Source organism: Aquirufa sp. 5-AUSEE-100C1 (assembly GCF_054558655.1).
The window spans coordinates 459,199-485,829 of the sequence record NZ_JBPXKO010000004.1 but is presented as its reverse complement, the minus strand read 5'-3'; the positions used below and the strand labels follow the sequence as shown (position 1 = coordinate 485,829).

Sequence of the window (26,631 nt, the reverse complement as noted above, 5' to 3'; positions counted from 1 at the left end):
GGGCAGTAGTCAGTGGGCAGTAGTCAGTGGGCAGTAGTCCGGAGGAAAACTCTTACCTCTTACCTCTAACCTGGTTTTTCAAGTCCGAAGGGAAAGTTCTTAGTTCTCCAGTAGTCAGTAGTCAGTGGGCAGTAGTCAGTGGGCAGTAGTCCGGAGGAAAACTCTTACCTCTTACCTCTAACCTGGTTTTTCAAGTCCGAAGGGTTAGTTCTTAGTTCTAACCTCTTACCTCTAACCTCTTACCTCCTAGTTCTCCAGTAGTCAGTAGTCAGTGGGCAGTAGTCCGGAGGAAAACTCTAACCTCTAACCTGGTTTTTCAAGTCCGAAGGGAAAGTTCTTAGTTCTCCAGTAGTCAGTAGTCAGTGGGCAGTAGTCAGGTGTCCGAAGGATTAGTTCTTATCTCTTAGCTCTCACGGATTGCATCTCCGACAAACCCCCTGAATCAATAAATTGCTTTCCTTCTTAATGAATTTTTCCGGCAATATAATCTGCGGAATATGTACCGTATCCAAACAGGTCGTTTGACCACATTCGATACACTTAAAATGCACATGATCGTGCTGATGATGATGATCCTCCTGATGACAAACATCATGGCATAAGGCATACTTAACCGCCCCCTCATCATCTAATACCTTATGCAATAAACCACTCGTCAAAAATGACTTTAAGGTTCGATAGATTGTCACCCGGTCAAATTGACTCGCTAAGCCTTGTTCAATATGTCCCTGACTCAATGCGTAACCCTTTTGCTTAAAGATGTCAAGAACAGCCTGCCGACAAGCCGTTGGGCGCAAGCCAAAACTACTCAATTGTACTTCAGGTCTCGACGCCATCTTATGCTTGTAGGTTTTCCGTTTGTAAAGCTACCATTTTTCGGTAAACTCCATTTTTCAACTTCATCAACGAATCATGATTCCCCTTCTCCAATATCTTTCCTTCCTCCATCACAATGATTTGATCCGCCGATCGAATCGTTGATAATCGATGCGCAATAATCAGACTCGTCCGATTCTTCATCAATTCTTCCAAAGCTGATTGTACCCATTTCTCCGACTCCGAATCCAAGGCACTTGTCGCCTCATCCAAAATCAAAAATTTAGGATTTCGTAAGATGGCTCGAGCAATTGCGATGCGCTGTCTTTGGCCGCCCGATAATTTCACCCCTCTTTCACCTACCAAGGTATCCCACTTTTCAGGGAATGACTCAATAAACTCCTTCGCAAATGCCTGCTCCGCCGCATGTTCAATCTCCTCCTGGCTAGCACCCGGCTTACCATAGGCAATATTCTCACGGATCGTACCGCCAAATAGCAATACCTCTTGAGGCACTAAGGCCAACATGCCCCGCCACGCTTGAACACTGTATTCTTGAATATTCTTACCATTCAATTTAACCTGCCCCGCATTCGGCTCGTAAAAACGCATCATCAATTGGGCTAACGTCGATTTTCCCGTACCCGATGTTCCCACAATCGCAATCTTTTGGCCCGGTTCGATATCAATCGAAATACCTTTTAATATCTCCACAGAGGGTCTACTCGGATAAGAGAATCGAATATCTTCGATCGATATTTGACCAAATTCTATCGCTTGTTTTTCCTGCTCTGCATGTATGTCAATTTCCGACGGATCCTGTAAGATTTCCAAAATCCGATCCGATGATCCAATCGTTTTCTGTAATTGAGCATAAATATCACCCAATCCACCTACCGAACCCCCAATGAAGGCCGTATAAAAAATAAAGGTCAATAAATCCGCTAAGATCATATCCCCCTGCTCCACCAACGCCGCACCATACCAAACAACCCCAACAATCCCACCAAACAAGGCAAAAATCACAAAACTAACAAATGCACCCCGCATCGTTGCCGCCTTCAATGCCGCCTCGATCACTCGATTTAAGGACGTCGTATAGCGATTAACTTCATAGGCTTCATTCGTAAATGATTTAACAGCCTGAATCGACTGAAAGGTCTCCTCCACGATGATATTGGTCGATGCCAACTCATCCTGGGACTTCTTCGATATCTTTCGAATAAACTTCCCAAAGACAATCGCCGCAATAACGAGGATCGGAAAAGTGGCCAACATAAACAAAGTCAATTTCCAGGACAAATACGTGATCAGTACAATTCCCCCAACTAACGTAAAGACTTGTCGGAAGAACTCCGCCAAGGTAATCGACAACACATCTTGCAATTGCGTAATATCGGAAGTAATCCGACTCATTAATTCACCCACCCGTCGCTTCTCAAAATGAAAAATCGGCATGGTAATAATCTTCGCATAAAGACTTTGGCGCACATCCCGCATCGCCTTTTCAGAAACCTGTGCGAAAGTATATATTCGGATAAACGATAAGATCGCCTGAACGATCAGTACCGCAAAAAAGAATAGTGTTACTTCATTGATGTGGTAAGTTGATTTTCCCTCGATAACCTTCGTCATTTGACCGATTAACAAAGGAAAACTCATCGTTGTCAAATTGGACAACAATAAAAACAGCATCCCCGTCACAAAGGTCCATTTGTAGGGAACCACAAACTGAAAAATTTTCAATGCCCTCTTCAGACCCTGCTTATCTACCTTTACCTTATCTTTCGGTTCAGGTTCCGCCCCAAATTTCTCGTGTCTTTTTGCCATTTGATTTATTCTTTGTCGGGTTCACCTCGGTAGCCCGACTTTAAAAACATTTGATTGTAATCAGCATCCGTCATCAGCTTCGAGAGCGTTAGTTTCGGATTTTGTTTCCAGTAGAGGTCAACAATCCGCCACCCAAGCCAACGGCCGATGGATCCCGGACAGGCTGGACCAATCTCCGGCGTTTTTGGACGCTCGCCCAAATATTTGTTTTTGGTCAGCTCCTCCTGATTGAACAACAGTTTTTTATCAATAAAATGTTCCCAAACCTGTTTTTGGAAGGCATTCGTTTCAGCTAATTCCTGCGTCGTGTAACCAAAAAGTAAGGAATCGGCTAATTCCGGCATGATTTTTTTCGTAAACACAAATCCCTTTCCATACCAAATCATGTCGCTTAGCATCGAATGATCTTGTTCATTCTGACGATTCACGAATGCCGAATATTGTAGAATCACCTGACCTACCAATGCCTCGGGCTCCAAGCGACGCATTTGGTAATCATAAATATTCGGCGGAAGGTATAATCCCTTTTTTCCCATAAAGAAATCCAGTCCAATGACGATTAAACTATCCGACACCTGTAAATGTTGGGCCGTAAATTCTCCGCCAACCCCACCAAAACCCGAAAATACTGTCCGAATTTTTGGGGTCTTTAAACCTGGGAATTCGATTTGAATTCGTTCAAAGGCCGACTTTAATTCCTTTTCTAATCGGTCTCCCCCAAAAAACGCCGTATCCTGGCTTTGTTTATAAAAAGCCTGCAACGATGGGTTTTGGAACAATTGATATAAATCGCGCGCCAATAATGGCGTCTTTTCAGGCGGACAACTGAAATATCCAATTCCGATCTCCGGATGCTTTTTCAGGATGGAATCGATAGCTTCCGGCGATTTAGCCTCTGCTAAGCTGCGGTCAATGCGCTGCATGTCCCAACGGATCGAAGGGGCCTTGCTCTTTCCTTTCTCATCGGTCGAACATTGCCAAAAAAGTATGGCCAAGGAAAAGAGAATCAGTCGTTTCATTATCCCAATCGAGCTAGTAATTCTTGTAAGGACTTAATTTTATTTTCTGCATCAGAAAGCTTTTGGCGCTCACGCTCCACCAAATCAGGTTTCGCATTTTGAACAAATTTTTCATTGGCCAATTTCGCCTCAACCGATTTCTTGAAACCCAATAAATACGTAAGTTCCTTCTCAGATTCTGCCTTTACGACAGCTGGATCTTCATCATTCGCCATCGGGACAAAGAATTGATCCGATTTAACTACGAATGTCTGGGCATCTGTGATTGCTTCCGAGATAAACGTAATCGATTCCAAATTGGCTAATTTTAACATAATCGCTTCAACCGAGGCATAGGCCGCTGGTTGATCCGATTTGATGCAAAGTGGCAATGCTAATTTTGGAGACAGTTGCTTCGTATTTCTAATCTCACGAACCTTGGTCACCACCTCAAACATCGCATCAAATTGAGCGATTAAGGCCTCATTCACAACACCAGCTTTTGGAAATTCTGCTTGGCAAATACTTTCCTTTGCCTCGCGCGTATCAATCGCTTGCCAAATTTCTTCCGTAATAAATGGCATATAAGGGTGCATCAAGCGCATCAACGAATCAAATAATCCCAAGGCTGCATTTAACGTGTCTTGGTGAATCGGACTTTGGTAAGCCGGTTTGATGATTTCTAAATACTTCCCGCAGAAGTCATCCCAAACCAAATTGTAAATACTTAATAAGGCATCCGATATTCTGAACTTACTAAAGTGATCCTGAACCTCGCGAATGGTTTGGCTTAATTTAGCCTCAAACCAAGCCGTTGCTAAGGTGTGTTCCGGTAAAGATGCTCCCAGTACAACTTCCAAGCCCTTCAATAATCGGAAGGCATTCCATATTTTATTCGAGAAGTTTCGTCCTTGTTCACATAGCTTTTCATCGAACAATAAGTCATTCCCCGCTGGTGCCGAGAATAACAATCCAGATCGAACGCCATCTGCACCGAAACGCTCAATAAGCTCCAATGGGTCTGGGGAATTGCCCAGCGATTTGGACATCTTACGACCCTGTTTATCGCGTACAATTCCTGTTAGGTAAACGTTTTTGAACGGAAGTTCATCGCGCCACTCATAACCAGCCATAATCATACGAGCCACCCAGAAGAATAATATATCGGGACCCGTCACCAAATCGTTTGTCGGGTAGTAGTAATTTATTTCCTCGTTATTCGGATTTTCAATGCCGTCAAATACGGAAATAGGCCATAACCAAGACGAGAACCACGTATCCAAAACATCCGGATCTTGCGTCAAATCATCCTCTACTAAAGCGAATAATTGGTATTTATCTCTGGCAATTCGTAAGGCTTCCTTCTTATCTTTCGCCACAATGACCGTGCCGTCTTCCATGTAGAACGCAGGAATCTGTTGGCCCCACCACAACTGACGCGAAATACACCAATCGCGGACGTTCTCCATCCATGAACGATAGGTATTTTTGAATTTCGCAGGGTGCAATTGGATATTGTCATTCATGACATTTTCCAAAGCCGGCTTCGCGAGGTCCTCCATTTTCAAGAACCATTGCAACGATAATTTCGGTTCGATAACAGCTCCCGTTCTTTCGGATGTTCCTACGGTCGACCTATATTCGTCGGTCTTCGTTAAATATCCTTCCTCAGTCAATTGCTTTACGATTCGCTTACGTGCTTCGAAACGATCAACACCTACGAAAAGTACTGCCTTTTCGTTCAAGGTTCCGTCATCATTCAAGATGTCGATTACCGGTAATTTATGTTTTAAGCCTAATTCGTAGTCATTTAAATCATGCGCTGGAGTGACCTTTAAACATCCTGTTCCGAAGTCCAAGGTCACGTAGTCATCCGGAATAATACTAATCTCCCGGTCAATTAAGGGGATACGTACCTTTTTTCCATGTAAATGCAGATAACGCTCATCCGCTGGATTGACGCAAATAGCCGCATCCGCCATGATTGTTTCTGGTCGCGTGGTGGCAATGGTCACAAATCCGGATCCATCGACCAAGGGGTATTGGATGTGGAATAATTTGGCCTGAACATCTTTGTAGATTACCTCCTCATCGGATAAGGCCGTTTTACCCTGGGGATCCCAGTTGACCATGCGGACTCCTCGGTAAATCAATCCCTTGTTATACAAACGAACGAAGGTGTCTATGACCGCTTCATACAAAGACGGTTCCATGGTGAATCGCGTACGATCCCAGTCACAAGAGGCTCCTAATTTCTTTAATTGGTCGAGGATAATTCCACCGTATTTGTCCTTCCATTCGAAGGCGTGAGTTAGGAATTCCTCGCGTGAAATATCTTTCTTTTCGATGCCTTTTTCTTTCAGCATCGCAACAACTTTCGCTTCCGTGGCAATAGATGCATGGTCGGTTCCTGGAACCCAACATGCTTCTTTTCCTTCCATACGCGCCTTGCGAATCAAGACGTCTTGGATGGTATTATTCAGCATGTGCCCCATGTGTAACACGCCCGTCACATTTGGTGGAGGGATGACGATGGAATACGCTTCTTTTGTCGGGTTGGGTTTAGAGGCAAAGAACTTGTTCTCTAACCAATAGGCGTACCATTTCTGTTCAATTTCCTGCGGGGCGTAATTCTTATCAATCATAAAAGCGTATGAATATTTATAGCCTACAAAGATAATTGATTTCAGGCAAAGGAGCGGGTGGATTATTAAAACAATTCGATGTAATTTTGGTTAAAATACAAATTCGCAAATATGGGCTTTTTACTTTGGTTGGGGACATTTATCGGGATGGAGGGCGTCGCTTGGTTTACCCATAAATACATTATGCACGGAATTATGTGGAACTGGCATCAGTCTCACCACGTTCACCACAAAAATGCACTGGAGAAAAATGATCTTTTTTCGGTCGTTTTCGGAATTTCCTCGACCTTAACCATTGTTGCCGGAGCTGAAATTCCAGAATTATGGCCGCTGTTTTACATCGGATTGGGGATTGCTACCTACGGACTATTCTACTTCATCTTTCATGATATCATTGTGCATCGCCGGGTAAAGATTAAATACAAAGCGACAAGCCGCTACATGAAGCGCATCATGAAAGCGCATTATGTACATCATGAGGTGCATACAAAAGAAGGCGCAGAGGCTTTTGGTTTCCTCTACGCCCCTAAAAAATATCAATAAGCTTATCGAACAAATCCCACCCCAACCGTCGAGTTGGAGAATTCATCAATTAAGATGAAGGCTCCATTCGCAGGATTATTGGCATAGGCATCTGCGCTAATCGGCTGGGCGGTGCGCAAGGCAATCCGACCAATCTCGTTTAATTTCAAAGAATCAACTCCCTCAGTGGATGTTTGAGCCACTACGTCCAAACGCTCAGTGATTTGTGAAATCTTGGCTTTGGTCGTATTGATTCCGTGTTGCAATAAATAGGTCTTGCCCGGGGTGAGGGCTTGGTGGTCGAGCCAACAAACCTGTGCCGTGAAATCTTTTAATTGCGGCGCAGCTGTATCATTGGCCAACACGATGGTGTTACCGCGGGATATATCAATGTCGGTTGATAAGGTGATTACGACCGAATCCCCAGCTTTTCCTTCGCTTAATTTTTTATCAAATTTTTCAATGGTGGCGATGGTGCTTTCTTGGCCCGTAGGCAATACTCGTACGGCGTCACCTACCTTGAACGTACCTGAACTTATTTTTCCGGCATATCCGCGGAAATCGTGATAGGCCTCCGTCATTGGACGCACCACAAATTGTACGGGGAAGCGAGCTGGGGCATGGGCTAAGGTCTCGGCATATTCAAAAGCCTCTAATTCGCCTAAAAGCGTATTGCCGGTAAACCATGGCATGTGTTCTGCTTTTTTGGTAATGTTTTGACCATACAAAGAGGAAATCGGCAAGAAGCTTACTTCTTGTCCTTCAAAGGTCGTTTGTGCAACGAGTTCGGTAAGGCTTGCTTTGATGGCTTCAAATGTCGACTCTTGGTATTGCACCAAGTCCATTTTGTTCACGCATATAATCACTTTCGGGATGCGTAACATCGCGGCGATTGATAAGTGACGTGCCGTTTGTTCCACCAAACCTTGTCGGGCATCCACCAAAATCAAGGACACCTTGACATTTGAGGCGCCGGTCACCATGTTACGTGTATACTCCACGTGACCGGGTGTATCTGCGATGATGTATTTACGAGTAGGTGTGGAAAAATAGATGTGCGCCACGTCGATGGTGATTCCCTGTTCGCGTTCCGCGATTAGGCCATCTGTCAGCAAGGAAAGATCTAAAAAGTCTAAACCTTTTCTTTTGGAAGCTGATTCGAGGGCTTCGATTTTATCTTTGGTAATTGAATTAGTCTCGTATAATAAGCGGCCGATCAAGGTGCTTTTTCCATCATCTACGGAGCCGGCGGTTGCTATGCGTAATATATCCATTGTCATGTTCGCTTGATTAAAAATACCCTTGTTGTTTCCTTTTTTCCATGGCTGCCTCTGAACGTTTATCGTCGATTCGTGCGCCACGTTCGGAGATTTCAGCCGAAAGAATTTCTTCGATGATGACATCGATATCGCTCGCTTCTGATGCCACGGCAGCGGTACAAGTCATGTCACCCACTGTACGGAAACGAACAGTAGCCTCAAATGGAACCTCATCCGCTTCCTTGTTCAGGTATTCAGAATCTGCCCAAAGCATGCCATCACGTTCGATAACCTGGCGTTTATGTGAGTAATAGATACTCGGGATTTCCATCTTTTCTTCCTTGATGTAATTCCAAACATCTAATTCGGTCCAGTTGGAGATCGGGAACACACGCACATTTTCTCCCACGGCGATGCGGCCGTTCAACATATCAAATAATTCGGGCCGTTGGCGTTTCGCATCCCACTGTCCGAAGTCATCGCGTACGGAGAAGATGCGCTCTTTGGCGCGGGCTTTTTCTTCGTCCCGACGGGCACCTCCGATGCAGGCATCGAATTTAAATTCTTCAATCGTATCCAATAAGGTTACGGTTTGTAATACATTACGAGAGGCATATTTACCGGATTCTTCTTTGGCTTTACCTTGGTCAATTGAATCTTGTACATAACGTACGATTAACTCGGCGCCTGTTTCTTTGGCTAGCCAATCCCGGAATTCAATCGTCTCAGGGAAGTTGTGCCCCGTATCGATGTGAACCAATGGGAAGGGAATCTTACCTGGATAAAATGCTTTTTGTGCCAGGCGAACCAAGGTAATAGAGTCCTTGCCTCCTGAAAATAGGAGGGCAGGGCGCTCGAATTGCGCGGCTACTTCGCGAAGAATGTAAATGGACTCATCCTCGAGCTGGCGGGGGAAGTGTCCGATTTTATCGTTTAAGGTATTCATATGCTGCTATTAGGCGTGTAATCCACATTCTTTTTGAGAATTTTCCCACCACCAACGGCCTGCGCGTGGGTGCTCTCCTGCTGTAATTGCGCGCGTACAAGGGGCGCATCCGATGGAAATAAATCCTTTTTTGTGTAAGGGGTTTTGTGGGATTTTATGTTCAGTCAAATATTCAGTCATGGTTTCAAAAGACCAATCGATGAGCGGATTGATCTTGTAAAGATTCTTTTGGGCATCCCATTCGATCATGGGCATGTCGGCACGATTCTCGGATTGCTCTGCACGAAGCCCCGTAATCCAAACATCCGCACCTTGCAGGGCACGATTAAGGGGTTCAATTTTTCGGATGAAGCAACATTCCTTGCGGTTTTCCACGGATGAATAGAAGGAATTAAAACCTTTTTCGGCGACTAACTTTTCGACCGCTTCGGTTTGCGGAAAATAGGTTTTGAGTTCAAAACCCAATTTTTTAACCGTCAAGTCAATCAATTCATAGGATTCCTGAAATTGGCGGCCTGTATCTAAAGTGAAGATTTCAATACCTAAATTTTGCGAGGCAATCGCATGGGTAATCGCTTGGTCTTCTTGGCCGAATGAGGTTGAAAAAACTAATTTTTTACCAACAAAATGCGATGCGATTTGTTGCATGCGCTCCGGTAAAGTAAGAGCCCTTAAAGATGTTTCGAAATTTTCAGGAATCATGTGGTAACTTTTGTGCAAAGATATACAAAGTCTATTGAATAGCTATACTATGCTTTAAAAATAATACACGAATGTTTGAAAACTTTTATAAATTGGATTGAGTTTAAAGACTATGCGAACGGGAAATGAAATCATCTTGGATGATGCTGCTGATGACCAAGCAGATGTGTTTTTGGATTTACGCAATCTGAAACATTTGGTGCGTCATGGGGAAGGGCAGCGTTTGGAATTTAAGATGAAGGTGAAGTTTCCGGAGAAGATTATCAAGGAGTTGGTCGCCTTTGCCAATTCAGACGGCGGTCACTTGTTTGTGGGTGTTTCGGATGATGGCCAAATCGAGGGGTCTAAATTCGTAGATGAGGATCAATTTCTATTAGAAAAGGCTATTTCAGCGTATTGTTTTCCGGCCTTTACCTATCATGTCTATCGAATTCCGCTGGAGAATGGCAGGGCCGTATTAGTTTACCATGTTTTTGAGAGTGTCGATAAGCCGCATTTTGTCCAATTGGAATCGGATCTGCATCCGGTGTGTTATGTACGGGTAAAGGATCGAACGATCAAGGCGAGTAAAGAGATGAAGCAGATCCTTCGTCGGGAAAACGAAGAGGGCTTATCTTTTGCCTATGGAGATTCTGAGCGCTGGTTGATGGAATACCTTCGAACGAATGAACTGATTACACTTTCGGAGTTTGCGACGAAGGCGAATTTGCCAATATGGTTAGCATCCCGTAAATTGGTGTTGTTGGTATTGAGTCGGGTGTTAAAAATTGAAGCGGGGGAACAACAAGATATATATTCTTTGCGATGAAAAAATGGATCCTTTTTCTGGCGATATTGCCTTTGGCCTGCTCAAAGATGGCTAACGATCCGGGTGTTACACCCGCTCCGCAGGCAGGTACAGCTTCTTCTTTTGATATCATGCAGGATAAGTTGTTGACGCCCAGCTGTGCGACTTCGGGTTGTCATTTATCGAATAAGGATGCGAGTTATGCCCAACATGGATTGGTTTTGGCGAAGGGTTCTTCCTATGCGAATCTGGTTGGGGTGGCGTCTGTTAATTCGGTTGCATTTAAAAATTCGGTTCTTCGCGTTCGGAAATTTGCTTCAGGGGAGAGTTTATTTTACCATAAGTTGAATTGGGATTTGAGCCACCATGGTTTATCAAATTACGGTGCACCGATGCCTTTGGGCGGGAAGCCTTTAAGTAAAGGACAAATAGCTTTCGTTCAGAAATGGATTGATGCAGGGGCTCCTTCCACGGGGGAGGTGGCGGACGCCAAATTATTGGATGATACGACACCGAGTTTTGTGGAGGATGCGAATTTTACTCCGCTAACTACCCCCAGCGCGGAAGGGAAATCAGGGATACAGTTAAAAGTAGATCGTTTTGTGGTTCCTGCTAATTTTGAGAGGGAATTATTTGTTCGCCGGCCGCTAAACAATGCGGAGCCGGTTTACATCAATCGGATCAAATTGAAATCGCGGGCCAACAGCCATCACATGGTATTGTATGATTTTCGTTCAAAAACCCTTTTGCCAGCGACAGATGAAATTCGGGATTTAAGAAATTTAGACAACTCTCTAAATATTGCTACGGTTGTTCAAATGTCTAATCACATCTTTTTGGGTGGCGGGACGGATCCAAATTCCGACTACAGTTTTCCGGAGGGCTTTGCGATTCAGCTGCCAACGAACGCGTCCATTGATTTGAATCCACATTATTTCAATAAGACGAAAGAGAATCTTTATGGAGAAAATTATGTGAATTTGTATACGATACCGGCGGCACAGGTAAAGAAGGTGGTACAAATGATTGATTTTAATGCCACTAATTTTACCTTGCCCGCTAATCAAACGACTACCATTACCCGTGATTTTAAATTTGATAAGAATGTGGCCATCGTCTCATTGACCTCACATTACCATGAGCGCGGTAAATTATTTCAGATAAAAATAAAGGGAGGTCCGCGCGATGGCGAATTAATCTATGAGAATACCGATTGGGCTCATCCGAAAGTCATTAACTATGAAACTCCCATTCAGCTACAAACTGGAGAAGGATTAACTTCCGTTGTTACCTATGTGAATAATACCAATAAGGACCTTGCTTTTGGACTTACCTCAGAGGATGAAATGAATATCATTTTCGGCTATTATTACGTACGCTAATTTCCATGAATTCAGGCGCTTAATAAATTTCTCCAATCCTGTTTTTTATATCAAACATTGACTTATATTTGCCTCCACTTCTTGAAATATTTCAAGAAATAACACCTAAATAGTACAATTTTTTGCATTTTTTGTATTCTAACCATAATTGATTCTGCTTGGATAGACTTTTACTCCCCTAGGTTTTCATGGAACATAAACACAAGAATAAAATGACGGCTGCCGGTCTGCTGGTTGCCATGGGTATTATCTACGGGGATATCGGAACTTCTCCGCTCTACGTAATGCAAGCCATTATCGGCGACAACCCCATTAATGAATTGACGGTTTTAGGAGGTTTGTCATGTATTTTCTGGACATTGACCTTACAAACCACGTTGAAATACGTGATTTTAATCTTACGTGCTGATAACAAAGGGGAAGGAGGAATTTTTGCGCTCTTTGCATTGGTTCGCCGTCATGCGAAATGGCTTACTTTGCCTGCCATCATCGGTGGAGCGACTTTATTAGCCGATGGTATAATTACGCCACCGATTTCCGTTTCATCTGCGGTGGAAGGTTTGCGCATGTTACATCATGCTGATGGCACTCCGTTTGTCACAGATACGGTTCCTTTGGTCATTATGATCTTAACGGCGCTCTTTTTATTCCAAATTTTGGGTACTAAGATTGTCGGTAAATTCTTCGGTCCGGTCATGTTGGCCTGGTTTTCCATGCTCGCTTTAACCGGAATTTTAGGTATTGAAAACGATTGGTCTATCTTGCGCGCCATCAACCCAAGTTATGCCTGGGATTTATTAACGACCCATCAAGCGGGTTCTGCAGGCTTTTGGAGTTTAGGGGCTGTATTTTTATGTACAACGGGTGCTGAGGCCCTTTATTCAGATTTAGGACATTGTGGTCGAGAAAACATCCGAGTTTCCTGGATGTTCGTAAAAATTGCCCTATTGCTTCAATACTTTGGCCAAGGGGCATGGTTGTTGTCGCACAATGGAGCGTTATTGGGAGTAAAGAAACCAATTTTTGAATTGTTGAAATCCGAGTTGGGCGTTCAATTCTTATTCTCTGGCATTATGCTAGCGACTTTGGCTGCCGTTATTGCTTCGCAAGCATTAATTTCCGGTTCATTTACCTTGATCTCTGAAGCCATTCGTTTAAACTTCTGGCCACGCGTTCGATTGATTTATCCATCGGATCAGAAGGGTCAATTGTACGTACCTTCAATTAATCTATTGCTTTGGATGGGTTGCGTAGGAGTTGTTTTATGGTTCCGTGAATCAGCCAATATGGAAGCGGCGTATGGATTAGCAATTACTTTAACCATGTTAATGACTACTTCCTTGATGGCTTATTACCTACATATTAAGAAAGTTGATATGTGGTGGATCTTGTTGTTTTTAGCGGTATATGTTTCTTTGGAGGGGTCCTTTTTGGTGGCTAACCTACAAAAATTCTGGCATGGCGGTTATGTTTCCTTGTTCATCGCCGGTGTTATCATTTTCATCATGTGGATTTGGTTCCGTGCAACCCGAATTAAAAAGAAATTAACGGAGTACGAGAAATTGGCGGATTATATTGAGCCATTGAAGGAGTTATCCAAAGATGAAACAATACCAAAATATGCAACGCACTTGGTATTTATGTCCAATGCCGCACGTGTGACGGATATTGAATCGAAGATTATTTATTCTATTTTCCAACGACGTCCCAAGAAAGCCGATATCTATTGGTTTGTTCACGTGGATACGATGGATGATCCGTATACGATGGATTACAAAGTAACCGTCATCGAACCGGATGATATCATTAAAGTGAATTTCAAACTGGGTTTCCGGGTGGAGCAGCGCATCAACTTATACTTCCGTAAGGTAGTTGAGGAAATGGTTTCGCGCGGTGAGGTGGATATTACCTCACGTTACAAGTCCTTGAATGAGCAAAATGTCATTGGCGATTTCCGCTTCGTCGTGTTAGAGAAATTCTTGTCCTTTGATAATGAATTACCTTTGATGGATCGTTTAGTCATGAAGGCTTATTTCTTCGTAAAACAATTTACGCATTCGGAGGATAAGTATTTTGGTCTGGATAGCGATGCGGTGAAATTGGAGAAAGTTCCTTTGATCATCAAGCCAATCACCAAGTGTAACCTAAAGCGTATCGATTAATATGGCGACGATATTTACCAAAATTGTGAATCGTGAGATTCCTTGTCATCTAATTGCAGAGGACGATCGTTTTATGGCATTTCTAGACGTGATGCCCCTGGTGGAAGGTCACGTATTAGTCATTCCCAAAGTAGAGGTGGATTACCTCTTCGATTTGGAGCCTGAATTGTTGGGAGATCTCATGAAGTTTGCCCAAAAGGTTGCTCCTGCGATCAAGAAAGCCATTCCATGCAAGCGTGTGGGTGTGGCCGTTATCGGATTGGAAGTACCACATGCGCACGTGCACTTGGTGCCGATGAACCGGATGTTAGACATCAACTTCTCGCAAGAAAAAATGAAGCCCAGCCAAGAATCGTTGGCTGCGACCGCCGAGAAAATCCGATCTTTTTTACTTTAGGAAACCTTTCAGTTTATTCATTTCCGCTTGTGGATTCGCCTTCTCATACACGATGTGATATACCGCTTCGATGATGGGAAGGTGAATTTGATGCTGGCGCGCAATCGAATAAATACTTCGAACCGCATAGTATCCCTCCGCGATCATGTTCATTTCAATTTGCGCTGATTTCACGGAGTATCCCCGACCAATCATGTTTCCAAACGTACGGTTACGTGAGAATTGAGAATAGGCCGTCACCAATAAATCGCCCAAATAGCCCGAGCTGTTGAGGTCACGATTCTTCTCGGGATAGACTGCATCCAAGAATATTTTGATTTCCTGCATGGCATTGCTCACAAGCACCGCTTGGAAGTTGTCCCCAAAACCCAGTCCCCGCGTAATACCACAGGCCATCGCAATGATGTTTTTGATGACCGCACAATATTCCACACCATATAAATCCTCAATGGCATGCGCTTGTAAGAAGCGGCTATTTAATAAATTAGAGAACCCCTGGGCTACAGCCAGCGAAGGTGAAGCGATGGTCAAATAGGATTGCTTTTCCAAGGCAACCTCTTCCGCATGACAAGGTCCTGCTATCACACAAGTTTGCGTGATGGGTACATTGAAAGCTTTTTCCATCCAGTCGGTCACCAATAGATTCTCTTCCGGAATCATACCCTTAATAGCCGAAACGATTTTTTTGCCCTCGAAATGTTTTTTATTCAGGTCCTTTAAGGTCTCTGGGATAAAGGCAGCCGGAACGGCTAAAATGATGTATTCAACGCCGGCTAATGCGTCCGACATCTTGCTGTATGTCTTAACCTTGCGAGGGTTAATTGCCACGTCGGTTAGGTAGCTTGGGTTATGATTGTATTTGCGTATGAAGTCAACATCCGATTTCCGACGAATCCACCATTTAATTTTAACCTGATTTTCCGATAAAATCTTAACAAGTGCCGTCGCCCAACTCCCTCCTCCAATCACTGCCACTTGCGTGGGGATCTTCTTTTTTAATTCTTCTAATTGACTCATGACCGTAAAATTACCTATTAAATTAAAAATTAGCTGAAACAATCAGAAAAAATGCCAAATTTGTTATTCGCTAAGGTAATACCGCGCGCAAAACTAAACCTATGAAAAAACTATTTGCTATCCTATTGCTAGGTGTTAGCTTTTCAGGCTACACGCAAAAATCGACTCAAGCCTTGCCCGAACATCCCCGACCGGATTTACAACGTTCAGAATGGCTTAATTTAAACGGTTCTTGGGATTTTACGTTCGATTCCTCGCTCGTTGCCCCGAAAGCATTTACCCATAAAATTCAAGTTCCATTTCCTTGGGGTTCCCAATTATCCGGTGTAAAGGATGAGGCAGACATAGCCTGGTACCATCGCTCCTTCCAGGTTCCTGTAGTTTGGGGAAAGAAGCGGGTATTCATCAACATCGGTGCGTCGGATTGGCATACCTCGGTTTATGTGAACGGTCAATTCGTAGGCGAACACAAAGGAGGTTATACACCCTTTGATTTCGATGTGACTGCCTTCTTAAAATCAGGGGCTAAACAATCCCTCGACATCCGAGTGGATGATAAACGCCGCATGTTTACGCTGTATGGGAAGCAAGGTTATGGGAATGCACGTGGCCTTTGGCAAACGGTTTATTTAGATGCCCGAGGTTCAGATTACATTGATCATTATGCGGTTTATCCGGATATCGATAAGGGAACTGTGCGCATCAAAACCTATTTGGGGGCACCGGCCACGAAGGAAGGGAAATTGCAGCTTGGGTTATCGAATGGCCAACAAGCTTCAGTGTCTGTGAAAAAGGGTGATTCGGTAGCTGAATTGGAAGTTGCCTTAAAGCAGCCACGGCTGTGGTCTTTGGAAGATCCCTATCTCTATGACATGACCCTGCGTTTAGGGAATGATTTATTGAAGGGCTATTTTGGCTATCGGAAGATTTCGGTGACGACGTTGCCGGGCTCAAAGATTCCTTACATCGCCTTAAACAATAAACCGGTTTACGTTCAATTGGCTTTGGATCAAAGTTACCATCCGGATGGTTTTTACACCTTTCCATCGGATGCCTTTATGCGGGATGAAATTATTCGGAGTAAGCGGATTGGCTTAAACGGAATTCGGACGCATATCAAAGTGGATGTTCCACGTAAATTGTATTGGGCGGATAAATTGGGCTTATTGGTCATGTCGGACGTACCCAATTCCTGGGGTGAGCCGGATGCCGACATGCAAAAAGAGACAGAATATACCTTACGTGAGATGTTGAAGCGCGACTTCAATCACCCCGCTATTTTCTCCTGGATTACTTTTAATGAAACCTGGGGATTGTTTACCAAAAAAGATAATAAGTCGACCTATACACCCGAAACACAAAAATGGGTGGCCTCTGTCTATCGTTTAGCGAAATCATTGGATCCAACTCGTTTGGTCGAGGATAACTCGATTTGTTGCGGACGAGGACATACCGAGACGGATATTCAATCTTGGCATGCCTATCAGGCGGGTTATGAGTGGGACAAATTAATGGATGATCAATCCCGCAATTTGTTTCCGGGTAGTCAGTGGAATTTTGAGAAGGGTTATGTGCAGGGGAGCCAACCGATGATTAATTCGGAGTTTGGAAATGTGTGGGGCTATCAAGGAAGTACGGGGGATGTGGATTATACATTTGATTACCACAAGGCCATGAACTCATTTCGGAATCATCCGAAGATGGCAGGGTGGTTGTATACGGAACATCATGATGTGATTAATGAGTGGAACGGATACTATAAGTTTGACCGAACTGAAAAGGAAACAGGTCTGGGTTCAATTGTTCAAGGTATGAGTTTGAAGGATTTGCATGGACCTTATTATCTGTCGACAGGCCAAGAAATTACCTGGGCCGGGAAGGCTGGCCAAACGATTAAAATTCCATTGCATCTTTCTTCGCTGACGGATTTGTCGGGTTCTTTGCGCCTGAAAATAACTTTAGAGGGCATGACGGCCTGGGGCGAAAAACAATCCCATTGGACCAAGGAAGTCCCTGTACAATTTGCGCCTTGGGACGTGAAGGCCTTGGATTCTTTGTCGGTCGTTTTGCCTAAGGATAAGTCGGTAAATACGCTTTCTTTCATTCTTTCTGATTCCATAGGCCAGGTAGTTCACCGGAATTTCGGTCATATCATCGTGGAGGAGGGAAACACCCAACCGAGTAATCCTAAAATGGAATTAGTTTCTGTCCCCGTGGAGCGCTATGCAAGTGCGCAGTTCCCGGAGAAACAATGGACGAGCGTTCTCGGACACAAAGTGAACGGAGCCGGTGCGGGTTATTTTGAATATGAATTCCCGATTTCGGGATCCGATATTTCAGAGGTTCGCTTTATGGTCGAGGCTTCATCAAAGCCTATGTTAGGAAAGGATCGTCCGGATCGCGGTAAAATGGACGGAGATTATATGTTGGGAAAAGGAACCTTTGATCCCGGCGTGAATCCAAATGCTTATCCGCAAACGGATGCCTATCCTTCGCCTGCCAATTTACGCGTATCAGTGAATGGAATTCAGACTTTGGAAACGGTCTTGAAAGATGACCCAGCCGATCATCAAGGCGTTTTGTCTTGGCATTATCAGGCGCGAAATAACAAATTGGATGAGGCGGGAACTTATGGATATTGGGTGCAAGGGACAATACCCGCTGCGGCTTGGCAGGCTGGCTTGAAAACTGGCAAATTGGTGATTCGATTTGAGTCGACGAAGGGTGGATTGGCCCTTTACGGGGATCAATCGGGTCGATATGTGACGGATCCGAGTATTTTAGTTCTTAGGAAATAATAATATCAGATACTTTATATTTTTCCCTTTTACCTTTGCCAAACCTATGGAGGATTGGCAAAGGTAGAGGAAGATCTTAAACGCCGAATTGCGTTAAGTGGTGATCGATGTGTTTGTAGAGCAGGTTGTTCCACTCCACAGAACTTAGCTTTCCTAAACTTAAAGAAGGTGTTGCGGCTAATTTTTCGGCCCCCATTTCTTGTATCGTTTGAATGTACTTTTTTAGGCTTTCTTTCTCCTTCGCGACATCGTAAGTTTCTGTTCGAATGAAACTGGGCGCAGTCGGTAGATTTTGTTTGTAAGAAACCTCGTTGATCATCGACTTCTTCAAAAATAATGTCAAAATAATACGCATCATCCAAGGGGGTTGTTGGGTATTTTCCCCAAGAATTTGCTGATAAGGAACAGCACAATGGGAAAGCATTTGGCCCACAGTCATCTTGCCCCAATGTGCAGGCGTATTTTCGGTCAGTTGGTCGATTCGCGCATGCAACAATTGCGTCGTCGATGCGTCATAAATAGAAGGGTAGCCCATAATTTAGTTGTTGAGTTTCCAGTTTTTCACATGGAATAATTCCGATTTCTTGGTTCCAGTTTCCGTAAATTTAGCCTGATTCAACGTGATGTCTTTCGCTTCAATCACGCGGTATCCTTGCACGCTTTCGATATCTAAATTACTCAAATTGATGTGATGAATCGGCATTTCGGGTAGGCCACGAATTAATAAACCCGTTTCGGCGCCCTTGGCTACCACATTCTCCACAAAGATATTTTTGAACTGTGGTGTTCCCTCGTTAACTGGTAATAATTCGATTTTGGGAGTTTCTCCTCCATTACCAAAAGTCGCCACCGGGTCTTTTCCTTGGTAATACATATCAAATAAGATGGCCTCTCCCGCGATGTTTTTCATCGAGATGTCGCGAATGAAAATATTCTCAACGACACCTCCACGGCCTCGAGCCGTTTTGAAACGCAGGCCCACGTCCGTGCCTAAGAACTGGCAGTTGCGAACGAATAGGTCATGAACGCCGCCCGACATTTCGCTGCCAACAACCACACCCCCATGTCCGTGGAACACCACACAGTTTTCGATAAGTATGTGTGCGCTTGGTCGACCGCGTTTGCGGCCTTCTGCATCTTTCCCTGATTTCAAACAAATGCCATCATCGCCCACATCGAAACGCGAATTGCGTAGCGATACATATTCGCATGATTCAATATCGATGCCATCTCCGTTTTGCGCATACCATGGATTTTTGACTGTAATGTTTTCAACGGTCAAGTGTTTACATAAGAGTGGATGAACATTCCAGGCAGGTGAATTTTGGAAGGTCACACCTTCCAATAATATCTGTTCGCATTCCCGCAGACTAATCATGTTCGGTCGAACAAATTCCTTAATTGCCTCCGTGTTTACTTCTGTAAATCCGGCGGCTACCACACCCGGTTGGTCCATGGTCGATGCTTTCAAAGCGCCCTCGGATGGATACCAAGTTTCCTTCTTGGGTTCCAACACTCCTCCTGAACGAACTAATTTATCCCATTCGCCGCTGGTCAATTTACCTTTTTTCACGGGTCTCCAAGCTTCACCCGCACCATCGATGATTCCAAATCCGGTTATCGCAATGTTTCGTGCACCCAAAGCCGAAATCGGTGATTGCGCGCGGATTGCATCCACGCCCTCCCAGTTCGTTCGAACCAATGGGTAGTCTTTGGGATTATTGCTAAACTGCAAGACGGCACCCTTCGCCAAATGCAAGTTCACATTCGATAAGATTGTAATGGGACCTGTTACCCAAAATCCGGATGGAATTAAAACCACCCCTCCACCTTGCTGGTTCGCTTGTTGAATCGCCTGTTGAATGGAAGCGGTATTCAGCGTACTTACTGAACTTTTCGCTCCGTATTGTACAATGTTGAAGGTATCCTTTTTAAATGCGGTTCCGGCTACATTGGGCAATTCGAAGATATATTTTTGGCTAAATGCCGATTTACTTAAAAAGCTTTTTAGATGTTCCGTGGAATTATTGATGGCATCTGCTACTAGATTTGCCATGCGTGTTGCGCCATATGGAGAAAAGTGCGTGTCGTCGGCCACTCCTTTCATGAACTTCTTGAAAATGCCCGTTGGGTAATGCAAGAAAAGTTTTTTGGCTCCTTCCGGACCTTCTTGCTGAATGATCGCCTTACTCGCTTTTTCTACATCAATCAACATCACTTTTTCCTGTGCGGCTACTTCCCGAACGACCGTAGGGTAGTCGGCATGCTGATCCACAAACACGCCCGTCGAATCAAATTTTCGACGTTGCGTAGGCGTCAATAAGATGGGAGTTGCACCTGCGGCACGTGTTTCTTTCACGTAGCGAATCAGGTTCGCTCTAAAATCAGTTTGTGCAGGAGCATATCGGGAGGTATCGCTTGCTTTGGCATCATTGTGGCCAAATTGGATGAATACGTAATCGCCTTTTTTTAGTTGCGATTGTACTTTGGCCCAGCGACCTTCGCGACGGAAGCTTTTCGTGCTCCTGCCATTGTAGGCATGGTTTTGAACCTCGACGGCTTCGTTGAAAAGTTTGGCAAAAGGCATCCCCCAACCCGTTTCAGGGAAATCGGCTGGAATCTTATCCGCCATGGTGGAATCACCGATTAGGAAAATCCGAAGGGGCTCCGTGGAAGTAAAACTAAAGAATAAAAAGGTGCTGAAAATCAGCGCTAATCGGGTTCTCATAAGGTCGTAATTTGACCTTAAAAGCTAAAATTATCGACTTTTTACTGCTTTATCAGCGATTAATTGCCACCGAACTTAATATAGTTTGGATGATTTGTAGACTCGTGATGTTGTCGGCCTCCGCTTCGTAGGTTAAAATGATCCGGTGATTAAGCACATCGGGTGTCATTTCTTTGATATCTTCTGGCAACACGTAATCGCGCCCGGCTAAGTAAGCCATTACTTTGGCTGCTAAATTCAAATGAATACTAGCACGCGGAGAGGCACCAAATTGAATGTAGTCCGCTTCCTTCGTCAAGCCATAATCTTCCGGATTACGCGTCGCGAAAATCAATTCAATGATGTAGCGTTCCAATGTTTCTGAAATCGTAATCTCATTTATTTCCTTGCGAATGGCTTGGATATCCTTCAGACTCAAAACTGCTTTAGGCTCATATTGGAAATCCATATTGGACATCTTACGCATTACCTCCAATTCTTGATCTTTATCCAAGTAATTCAAGAAGACCTTCAACATAAATCGGTCTACTTGCGCTTCCGGAAGCGGGAAAGTTCCCTCTTGCTCCACCGGATTTTGGGTAGCTAAAACCAGAAAGGGTTTATCAAGCGGGTAGGTCGTTTCACCGATGGTTACTTGTTTTTCCGCCATCGCCTCCAAAAGGGCGGATTGAACTTTGGCCGGTGCACGGTTGATCTCATCAGCCAAAATAATCTGGGCAAAAATAGGTCCCTTTTTAACCTCAAATTCGTTTTTCAAGGGATTGTAAATCATCGTCCCCACCAAATCCGAGGGTAACAAATCGGGGGTAAATTGAATTCGTTGGAAATGTAAATCCAAAATTTTGGCCAAGGTATTGATCGTCAAAGTCTTCGCTAGGCCGGGAACTCCTTCCAATAGAACGTGTCCTCCGGTAAAGAGACCTACTAATAAGCGATTAATCAGGCGTTCTTGGCCCACGACCACCTTGCCCATTTCGTCAATCACCGCTTGAATTTTTTCTCTTGAAGTCATGATAAGATCATTCCGATTTAGCTACAAAATTAGGTAATTTATACAGAATCCTACTATTGCAATTTCTTGTAACGAATACGCTTCGGTGCCGCATCTCCCAAACGCTTTTTGCGGGCTTCCTCGTATTCCGAATAGTTTCCTTCAAAATAGGTCACTTGAGAATCTCCTTCGAAGGCTAAAATATGGGTCGCAATACGATCCAAGAACCATCTATCGTGGGAGATGACCACCGCACATCCCGCGAAACTTTCTAGACCTTCTTCCAAAGCACGTAAGGTATTGACATCCAAGTCGTTGGTCGGCTCATCCAGCAACAACACGTTGGCCCCCTCTTTCAGCATCATCGCCAAATGCACCCGGTTACGTTCACCACCCGATAAATTTCCGATTTTCTTCTCTTGATCAGCACCGTTGAAGTTGAACTTGCTGACATAGGCACGGGCATTGGCTTGCTTTCCACCCAGCATAATCCAGTCGTTTCCATCGGCGATGGTTTCGTACACCGATTTTTCAGCAACGAGTTGGTTGTGTTCCTGGTCTACATAGGCCAATTTTACCGTTTCTCCTACCTCGAAGGTTCCCGAATCGGGTTGTAATTGACCGGTGATCAATTTGAACATCGTAGTTTTACCAGCACCGTTTGGTCCGATGATTCCCACAATACCTGCCGGTGGAAGCGAGAAGCTCACGTTTTCATACAATAATTTGTCTCCGAAAGATTTCGAAACGCCTTGTACTTCGATGACTTTATTTCCTAAACGAGGACCTGCCGGAATGAATAATTCCAATTTGTCCTCTTTTTGACGATTTTCTTCCGATAGCAATTTTTCGTAGGCTCCGATACGGGCTTTTGATTTTGCTTGTCGGGCTTTCGGGGCCATACGAACCCATTCCAACTCGCGTTGAAGGGTTTTTTGACGGCGAGATTCCGTCTTCTCTTCCTGCGCTAAACGGTTTTGTTTTTGCTCCAACCAAGAAGAATAGTTTCCTTTCCAAGGTATGCCTTCACCGCGGTCTAATTCTAAGATCCATCCGGCTACGTTATCCAAGAAATAACGGTCGTGGGTTACGGCGATAACCGTACCCTTATATTGACGTAAATGTTGTTCTAACCAGTCCACCGATTCCGCATCCAAGTGGTTGGTCGGCTCATCGAGTAACAACACATCCGGTTCTTGCAACAACAAACGACACAATGCCACACGTCGTTTCTCTCCTCCGGAAAGTGTGCTGACAAGTGCATCAGAATCTGGGCAACGCAAAGCGTCCATGGCTTTCTCCAAACGTGTGTCTAATTCCCAAGCATTGCAATGGTCAAGTTTTTCCTGTACTTCACCTTGGCGTGCCAATAATTTATCGAAGTCGGCATCCGGATCCGCAAAAGCCTCATTAATTTCATCAAATTCTTTGAGTAGGTTTTTGATTTCTACCACAGCTTCTTCGACAACTTCAAGAACGGTTTTATTCGGGTCTAATTGAGGTTCTTGCTCCAATAATCCCACGCTGTAACCAGGTGACCAAACGACATCGCCCGTGTAAGATTTGTCGAGGCCGGCAATGATGCGAAGGAGGGTAGACTTACCCGATCCATTTAGTCCAAGTACACCGATTTTGGCACCATAAAAGAAGGATAGATATATATTTTTAATGATCGTTTTCTGAGGTGGGATGACTTTGGAAACCCGCTCCATTGAAAAGATAATTGTCTCGTTACTCATGTTATTTGATTAAAATTTTAAAAGAACCTGCAAAGAATGTGAAATTTGTGTAAAAAATTGAATTTCAGTGTAGGAATTCTTTATTTATTCATAAAAAATTAGATAAATTGTGTCACGATTTTAGTTTGAATAAATCGAATAAGTTAAGCCCTTGAGTTAGAGTGTTTGCTCGAAACTCTTTATTTATACCCACTATGAGCCACCTCGTTAAAAATGAGTACGGATTTTGCCAAGATGGCAAGGTGTACATCAATGCCTATTTATCCTTCCCACAGCGTGAAATCGGATTTGTCCGCAGCACAGAACAAGAAGCCCTTGATTATTTTGTCAACCGTTTTGAATTAGCCAAGACCAAAGTCATTCAACTGGCATCCGAAATCAATGATGTCCAAAACAAAGGTTCTTATTTGACTAAAGTTGTTCAAATGAAGGCTTATTTGGCTGATTTTGATGGATTGGGAGATTTTGAGCCGCTCTTCAAGCAATTGGATGCATTGGAAATATTCTTGCGCAATCTGATTCAAAGCAATCAAATTAAGAACTTGGAAATCAAGCGTGCCTTGATTGAGGATGCGAAAACCATCGCCAGTCAGGAGGATGTTTTGCAGGCTACGGAGGATTTAATCGAACTGAAATCCAAATGGGTGAAAACGGGTCCGGTCGATAAGCAATATCAGGATAGCTTAAGCGAAGCATTTCAAGCGGTAATGGATGAATTTTTCTTGAAGCGCCGCGCGTATTTTGAGAAGAAAAACCGCCAAATCGATGAAAAAATTGCTTTGCTTCAAGGCTATATTGATTCGGTTCATCAATTGCGTAAAGCTGAAGATTTAGACGATTCGATTATCAAGGTAAAGGAATTGCAAAAGGAATGGAAAAACGTACAAGGTTTGCCACCCAAGAAACAATCCATGTTGTGGAAGAATTTCAAGAAGGCGAACGATATGTTCTTCGAAAAATATAACCGGATCAAAGGCATTGAATACAAGCCACGCGTTGACCCACGCATTCAAGAGTTGACTTCGATGACAGGCGAGTTGGAGTTGAAATTACACGACCAAGCGAATATGCCGGCTACAGCTGATCTGGCCAAAGCTTATTTAGTGAAGTGGAAGGAGATTACGGCGCAGGTAAAAACCATCGACCGTCAAATGGCCGAGCGTTTCCGAAATGCATGTGATAAGATTTTTGAAATGAATTACTTATTGCGTGTGATTTCATATCGCCATCCCGCATTAAACGATAAGCCGCGTATTGAGCAATTGAAGATCATGATTAATCAGATGGATTACATGACAAAAAAAGAGCGCGGTGAATTGGAGGATTTTATTGCCCAATCTGAGCGTGATGGTCAGATGGAAGAAAAACTCATCATCAGCAAAATCAATACGCAAAAGCGTAAGATTAGCATGAAGGAGTTGCTTCTGAATGGCTTTAAAGTGGAGCTGGACGCTTTACTAAACGCTTAATAATCCCATTTCTTGTCCTAAAGCCGGTAGATCGAGTCCGTCGAATGTGCCTGATGACATCATCAAGAGGTTAGCATTTGACCACGATTTTTCCAGTATCGCTTGTTTTAAGTTTTCAGCATCTCGGATAACCCGAAGGTTTGGATGCTTAAAATAAGTCTGCACGACGGATTCCTCGATGCGCTCCATTCGCTTGATTTCGCGCGCATGTTCACTTAAATAGACAATTGCCTCGTCAGCCAGGTTTAAGGTCCCTTCATACTCCGGTAAGAAAGCCGGGTTCAGGCTACTGAATGTATGTAGTTCTAAACATGCGACCAATTTGCGATTAGGGTATTGATTTTTGAGGGCTTGGGTTGTGGCGTTGACCTTGGATGGAGCATGCGCAAAATCCTTGTACAGTAAGGATGAATCCGAAGATGCGACTAATTCCAAGCGTTTGGCGGCTCCTTTGAAACTACGAATGGCTTCGTAAAATTCAGTCGACGAAATGCCAATTTGCTCACAGATTAAGCGTGCCCCATTTAAGTTTTTCAGCGTATGTTCTCCAAAAACCTGAATCGGATAAGATTTGCCATCTTCTCCTTTTAGGATTGTTTTTCCTTGCTCAATGCTGGCTGGATGAGCCTCATAGCCCGTCTTTTCGCAGTGTTCAGGACAAATTTCTGTCAATTGATGTAGGACAGGATCTGTTTGATCGTAAAACAGACTTCCTGCTTTAGGTAAGCCTGCCATTAGGCGCTTGAAGGAGTCTGTGTATGATTCAAAAGTTGGATAAACGTTAATGTGATCCCAGGCAATCCCAGAGATTAGGCAAATATGCGGTTGATAGAGCAGAAATTTTGCTCGTCGGTCGATGGGAGAGGCTAAATATTCATCCCCTTCGATAATAATGATCGGGGCATCGGAAAGGGAAGCCATTAATTCGAATCCTTCGATGCGTGCGCCTACTAAATAGTCAAATTTACGACCTAAGGATTTCAATACATGCAAGACCATCGAGGTAATGCTGGTCTTCCCATGGCTACCTGCGATAACGATACGCTGCTTGTTGATACTTTGCTTATATAAAAAGGATGGGTAGGATTCGATGGGAATTCCTAATTCCTGTGCTTTTAGTAATTCGGGATTATCGGGGCGTGCGTGCATGCCCAAAATAACAGCTTCTAAGTCGCTTGTTATTTTCTCGGGGAACCAGCCAAATTCCGCGGGTAGGATGCCGTGTTGGGCCAAAAGACTTTTGGAAGGTTCGTATATTTCATCGTCGGAGCCACTGATTTCGTAGCCTTTTGATTTGAGTGCTAATGCTAAGTTGTGCATGGCAGCGCCACCGATTGCGATAAAATGAATTTTGGACATAATAACTTAATAGGTAATTCGTTTGCAAAGTACATACTTTTATTGCAGTTTTGCACGTTTTTCCACAAACTCAAGTGCGCTTGG

20 protein-coding genes are annotated in these 26,631 nt (G+C 43.9%); 7 read left to right on the top strand and 13 right to left on the bottom strand.

Annotated features, from left to right (window positions below; translation table 11 throughout):
- Positions 1-410: 410 nt before the first annotated feature.
- The 4 genes from ACMH5P_RS11890 to ACMH5P_RS11875 are packed head-to-tail and all read right to left on the bottom strand — an operon-like array spanning position 411 to position 6,289.
- On the bottom strand, positions 411-836 hold the full coding sequence (locus ACMH5P_RS11890) for a Fur family transcriptional regulator (RefSeq protein ID WP_459494588.1): 426 nt from the start codon (positions 834-836) through the stop codon (positions 411-413).
- 1 nt (position 837) lies between these two features.
- Positions 838-2,646 carry an ABC transporter ATP-binding protein gene (locus tag ACMH5P_RS11885; RefSeq protein WP_459494587.1) on the bottom strand — a complete coding sequence of 603 codons (1,809 nt, stop codon included), beginning with the start codon at positions 2,644-2,646 and terminating at the stop codon, positions 838-840.
- A gap of 5 nt (positions 2,647-2,651) precedes the next feature.
- Positions 2,652-3,665: a gliding motility protein GldB-related protein gene (locus ACMH5P_RS11880; protein ID WP_459494586.1), complete on the bottom strand. Its 1,014-nt coding sequence runs from the start codon at positions 3,663-3,665 to the stop codon at positions 2,652-2,654.
- Entirely contained in the window at positions 3,665-6,289 is a 2,625-nt protein-coding gene (locus tag ACMH5P_RS11875) for a valine--tRNA ligase (RefSeq protein ID WP_459494585.1), read from the bottom strand. The genes ACMH5P_RS11880 and ACMH5P_RS11875 overlap by 1 nt, the downstream gene beginning before the upstream one ends.
- Positions 6,290-6,400: 111 nt before the next feature.
- Here ACMH5P_RS11875 and ACMH5P_RS11870 point away from each other — a divergent pair, with 111 nt between their 5' ends.
- A complete protein-coding gene (locus tag ACMH5P_RS11870; protein ID WP_459494584.1) occupies positions 6,401-6,832 on the top strand; it encodes a sterol desaturase family protein in 432 nt (143 codons plus the stop codon).
- 2 nt (positions 6,833-6,834) lie between these two features.
- On the opposite strand, the gene ACMH5P_RS11865 is transcribed toward ACMH5P_RS11870, so the two are convergent.
- The 3 genes from ACMH5P_RS11865 to ACMH5P_RS11855 are packed head-to-tail and all read right to left on the bottom strand — an operon-like array spanning position 6,835 to position 9,718.
- Complete coding sequence (locus tag ACMH5P_RS11865) at positions 6,835-8,091, bottom strand: sulfate adenylyltransferase subunit 1 (RefSeq protein WP_459494583.1); 1,257 nt, start codon at positions 8,089-8,091, stop codon at positions 6,835-6,837.
- A gap of 10 nt (positions 8,092-8,101) precedes the next feature.
- Entirely contained in the window at positions 8,102-9,016 is a 915-nt protein-coding gene (cysD, locus tag ACMH5P_RS11860) for a sulfate adenylyltransferase subunit CysD (protein ID WP_459494582.1), read from the bottom strand.
- A 9-nt stretch (positions 9,017-9,025) separates the two neighbouring features.
- Positions 9,026-9,718, bottom strand: a complete 693-nt coding sequence (locus tag ACMH5P_RS11855) for a phosphoadenylyl-sulfate reductase (RefSeq protein ID WP_459494581.1) — start codon at positions 9,716-9,718, stop codon at positions 9,026-9,028.
- 112 nt (positions 9,719-9,830) lie between these two features.
- On the opposite strand from ACMH5P_RS11855, the gene ACMH5P_RS11850 reads away from it, so the two are divergent.
- From ACMH5P_RS11850 to ACMH5P_RS11835, 4 genes are all read left to right on the top strand, one after another.
- Positions 9,831-10,526: an AlbA family DNA-binding domain-containing protein gene (locus tag ACMH5P_RS11850; RefSeq protein WP_459494580.1), complete on the top strand. Its 696-nt coding sequence runs from the start codon at positions 9,831-9,833 to the stop codon at positions 10,524-10,526.
- On the top strand, positions 10,523-11,887 hold the full coding sequence (locus ACMH5P_RS11845) for a hypothetical protein (protein ID WP_459494579.1): 1,365 nt from the start codon (positions 10,523-10,525) through the stop codon (positions 11,885-11,887). The genes ACMH5P_RS11850 and ACMH5P_RS11845 overlap by 4 nt, the downstream gene beginning before the upstream one ends.
- Before the next feature lie 188 nt (positions 11,888-12,075).
- Complete coding sequence (locus ACMH5P_RS11840) at positions 12,076-14,049, top strand: KUP/HAK/KT family potassium transporter (RefSeq protein ID WP_459494578.1); 1,974 nt, start codon at positions 12,076-12,078, stop codon at positions 14,047-14,049.
- A gap of 1 nt (position 14,050) precedes the next feature.
- Positions 14,051-14,446 (top strand): HIT family protein, encoded by a 396-nt coding sequence (locus ACMH5P_RS11835; protein ID WP_459494577.1) that lies wholly within the window; start codon positions 14,051-14,053, stop codon positions 14,444-14,446.
- On the opposite strand, the gene ACMH5P_RS11830 is transcribed toward ACMH5P_RS11835, so the two are convergent.
- On the bottom strand, positions 14,438-15,463 hold the full coding sequence (locus ACMH5P_RS11830; protein ID WP_459494576.1) for an NAD(P)H-dependent glycerol-3-phosphate dehydrogenase: 1,026 nt from the start codon (positions 15,461-15,463) through the stop codon (positions 14,438-14,440). The two genes, ACMH5P_RS11835 and ACMH5P_RS11830, sit on opposite strands and share 9 nt — an antisense overlap.
- A gap of 101 nt (positions 15,464-15,564) precedes the next feature.
- On the opposite strand from ACMH5P_RS11830, the gene ACMH5P_RS11825 reads away from it, so the two are divergent.
- Positions 15,565-18,261, top strand: a complete 2,697-nt coding sequence (locus tag ACMH5P_RS11825) for a glycoside hydrolase family 2 protein (protein ID WP_459494575.1) — start codon at positions 15,565-15,567, stop codon at positions 18,259-18,261.
- 76 nt (positions 18,262-18,337) lie between these two features.
- Here ACMH5P_RS11825 and ACMH5P_RS11820 read toward each other — a convergent pair whose 3' ends face one another.
- Genes ACMH5P_RS11820 through ettA form a run of 4 tightly spaced genes read right to left on the bottom strand, consistent with a single transcriptional unit; the run spans position 18,338 to position 23,719 of the window.
- Positions 18,338-18,796, bottom strand: a complete 459-nt coding sequence (locus ACMH5P_RS11820) for a DUF1569 domain-containing protein (RefSeq protein WP_459494574.1) — start codon at positions 18,794-18,796, stop codon at positions 18,338-18,340.
- A 3-nt stretch (positions 18,797-18,799) separates the two neighbouring features.
- Positions 18,800-20,989: a glycosyl hydrolase family 28 protein gene (locus tag ACMH5P_RS11815; protein WP_459494573.1), complete on the bottom strand. Its 2,190-nt coding sequence runs from the start codon at positions 20,987-20,989 to the stop codon at positions 18,800-18,802.
- 52 nt (positions 20,990-21,041) lie between these two features.
- Positions 21,042-22,001: an AAA family ATPase gene (locus ACMH5P_RS11810; RefSeq protein WP_459494572.1), complete on the bottom strand. Its 960-nt coding sequence runs from the start codon at positions 21,999-22,001 to the stop codon at positions 21,042-21,044.
- 53 nt (positions 22,002-22,054) lie between these two features.
- The gene (gene ettA, locus ACMH5P_RS11805; protein WP_459494571.1) at positions 22,055-23,719 is read right to left on the bottom strand and encodes an energy-dependent translational throttle protein EttA; all 1,665 of its coding nucleotides are present in this window, start codon (positions 23,717-23,719) and stop codon (positions 22,055-22,057) included.
- 194 nt (positions 23,720-23,913) lie between these two features.
- Here ettA and ACMH5P_RS11800 point away from each other — a divergent pair, with 194 nt between their 5' ends.
- Positions 23,914-25,188: a DUF349 domain-containing protein gene (locus ACMH5P_RS11800; RefSeq protein ID WP_459494570.1), complete on the top strand. Its 1,275-nt coding sequence runs from the start codon at positions 23,914-23,916 to the stop codon at positions 25,186-25,188.
- Here ACMH5P_RS11800 and ACMH5P_RS11795 read toward each other — a convergent pair.
- Positions 25,177-26,547 (bottom strand): UDP-N-acetylmuramate--L-alanine ligase, encoded by a 1,371-nt coding sequence (locus ACMH5P_RS11795; protein ID WP_459494569.1) that lies wholly within the window; start codon positions 26,545-26,547, stop codon positions 25,177-25,179. The genes ACMH5P_RS11800 and ACMH5P_RS11795 overlap by 12 nt on opposite strands.
- Between the last annotated feature and the right edge of the window lie 84 nt (positions 26,548-26,631).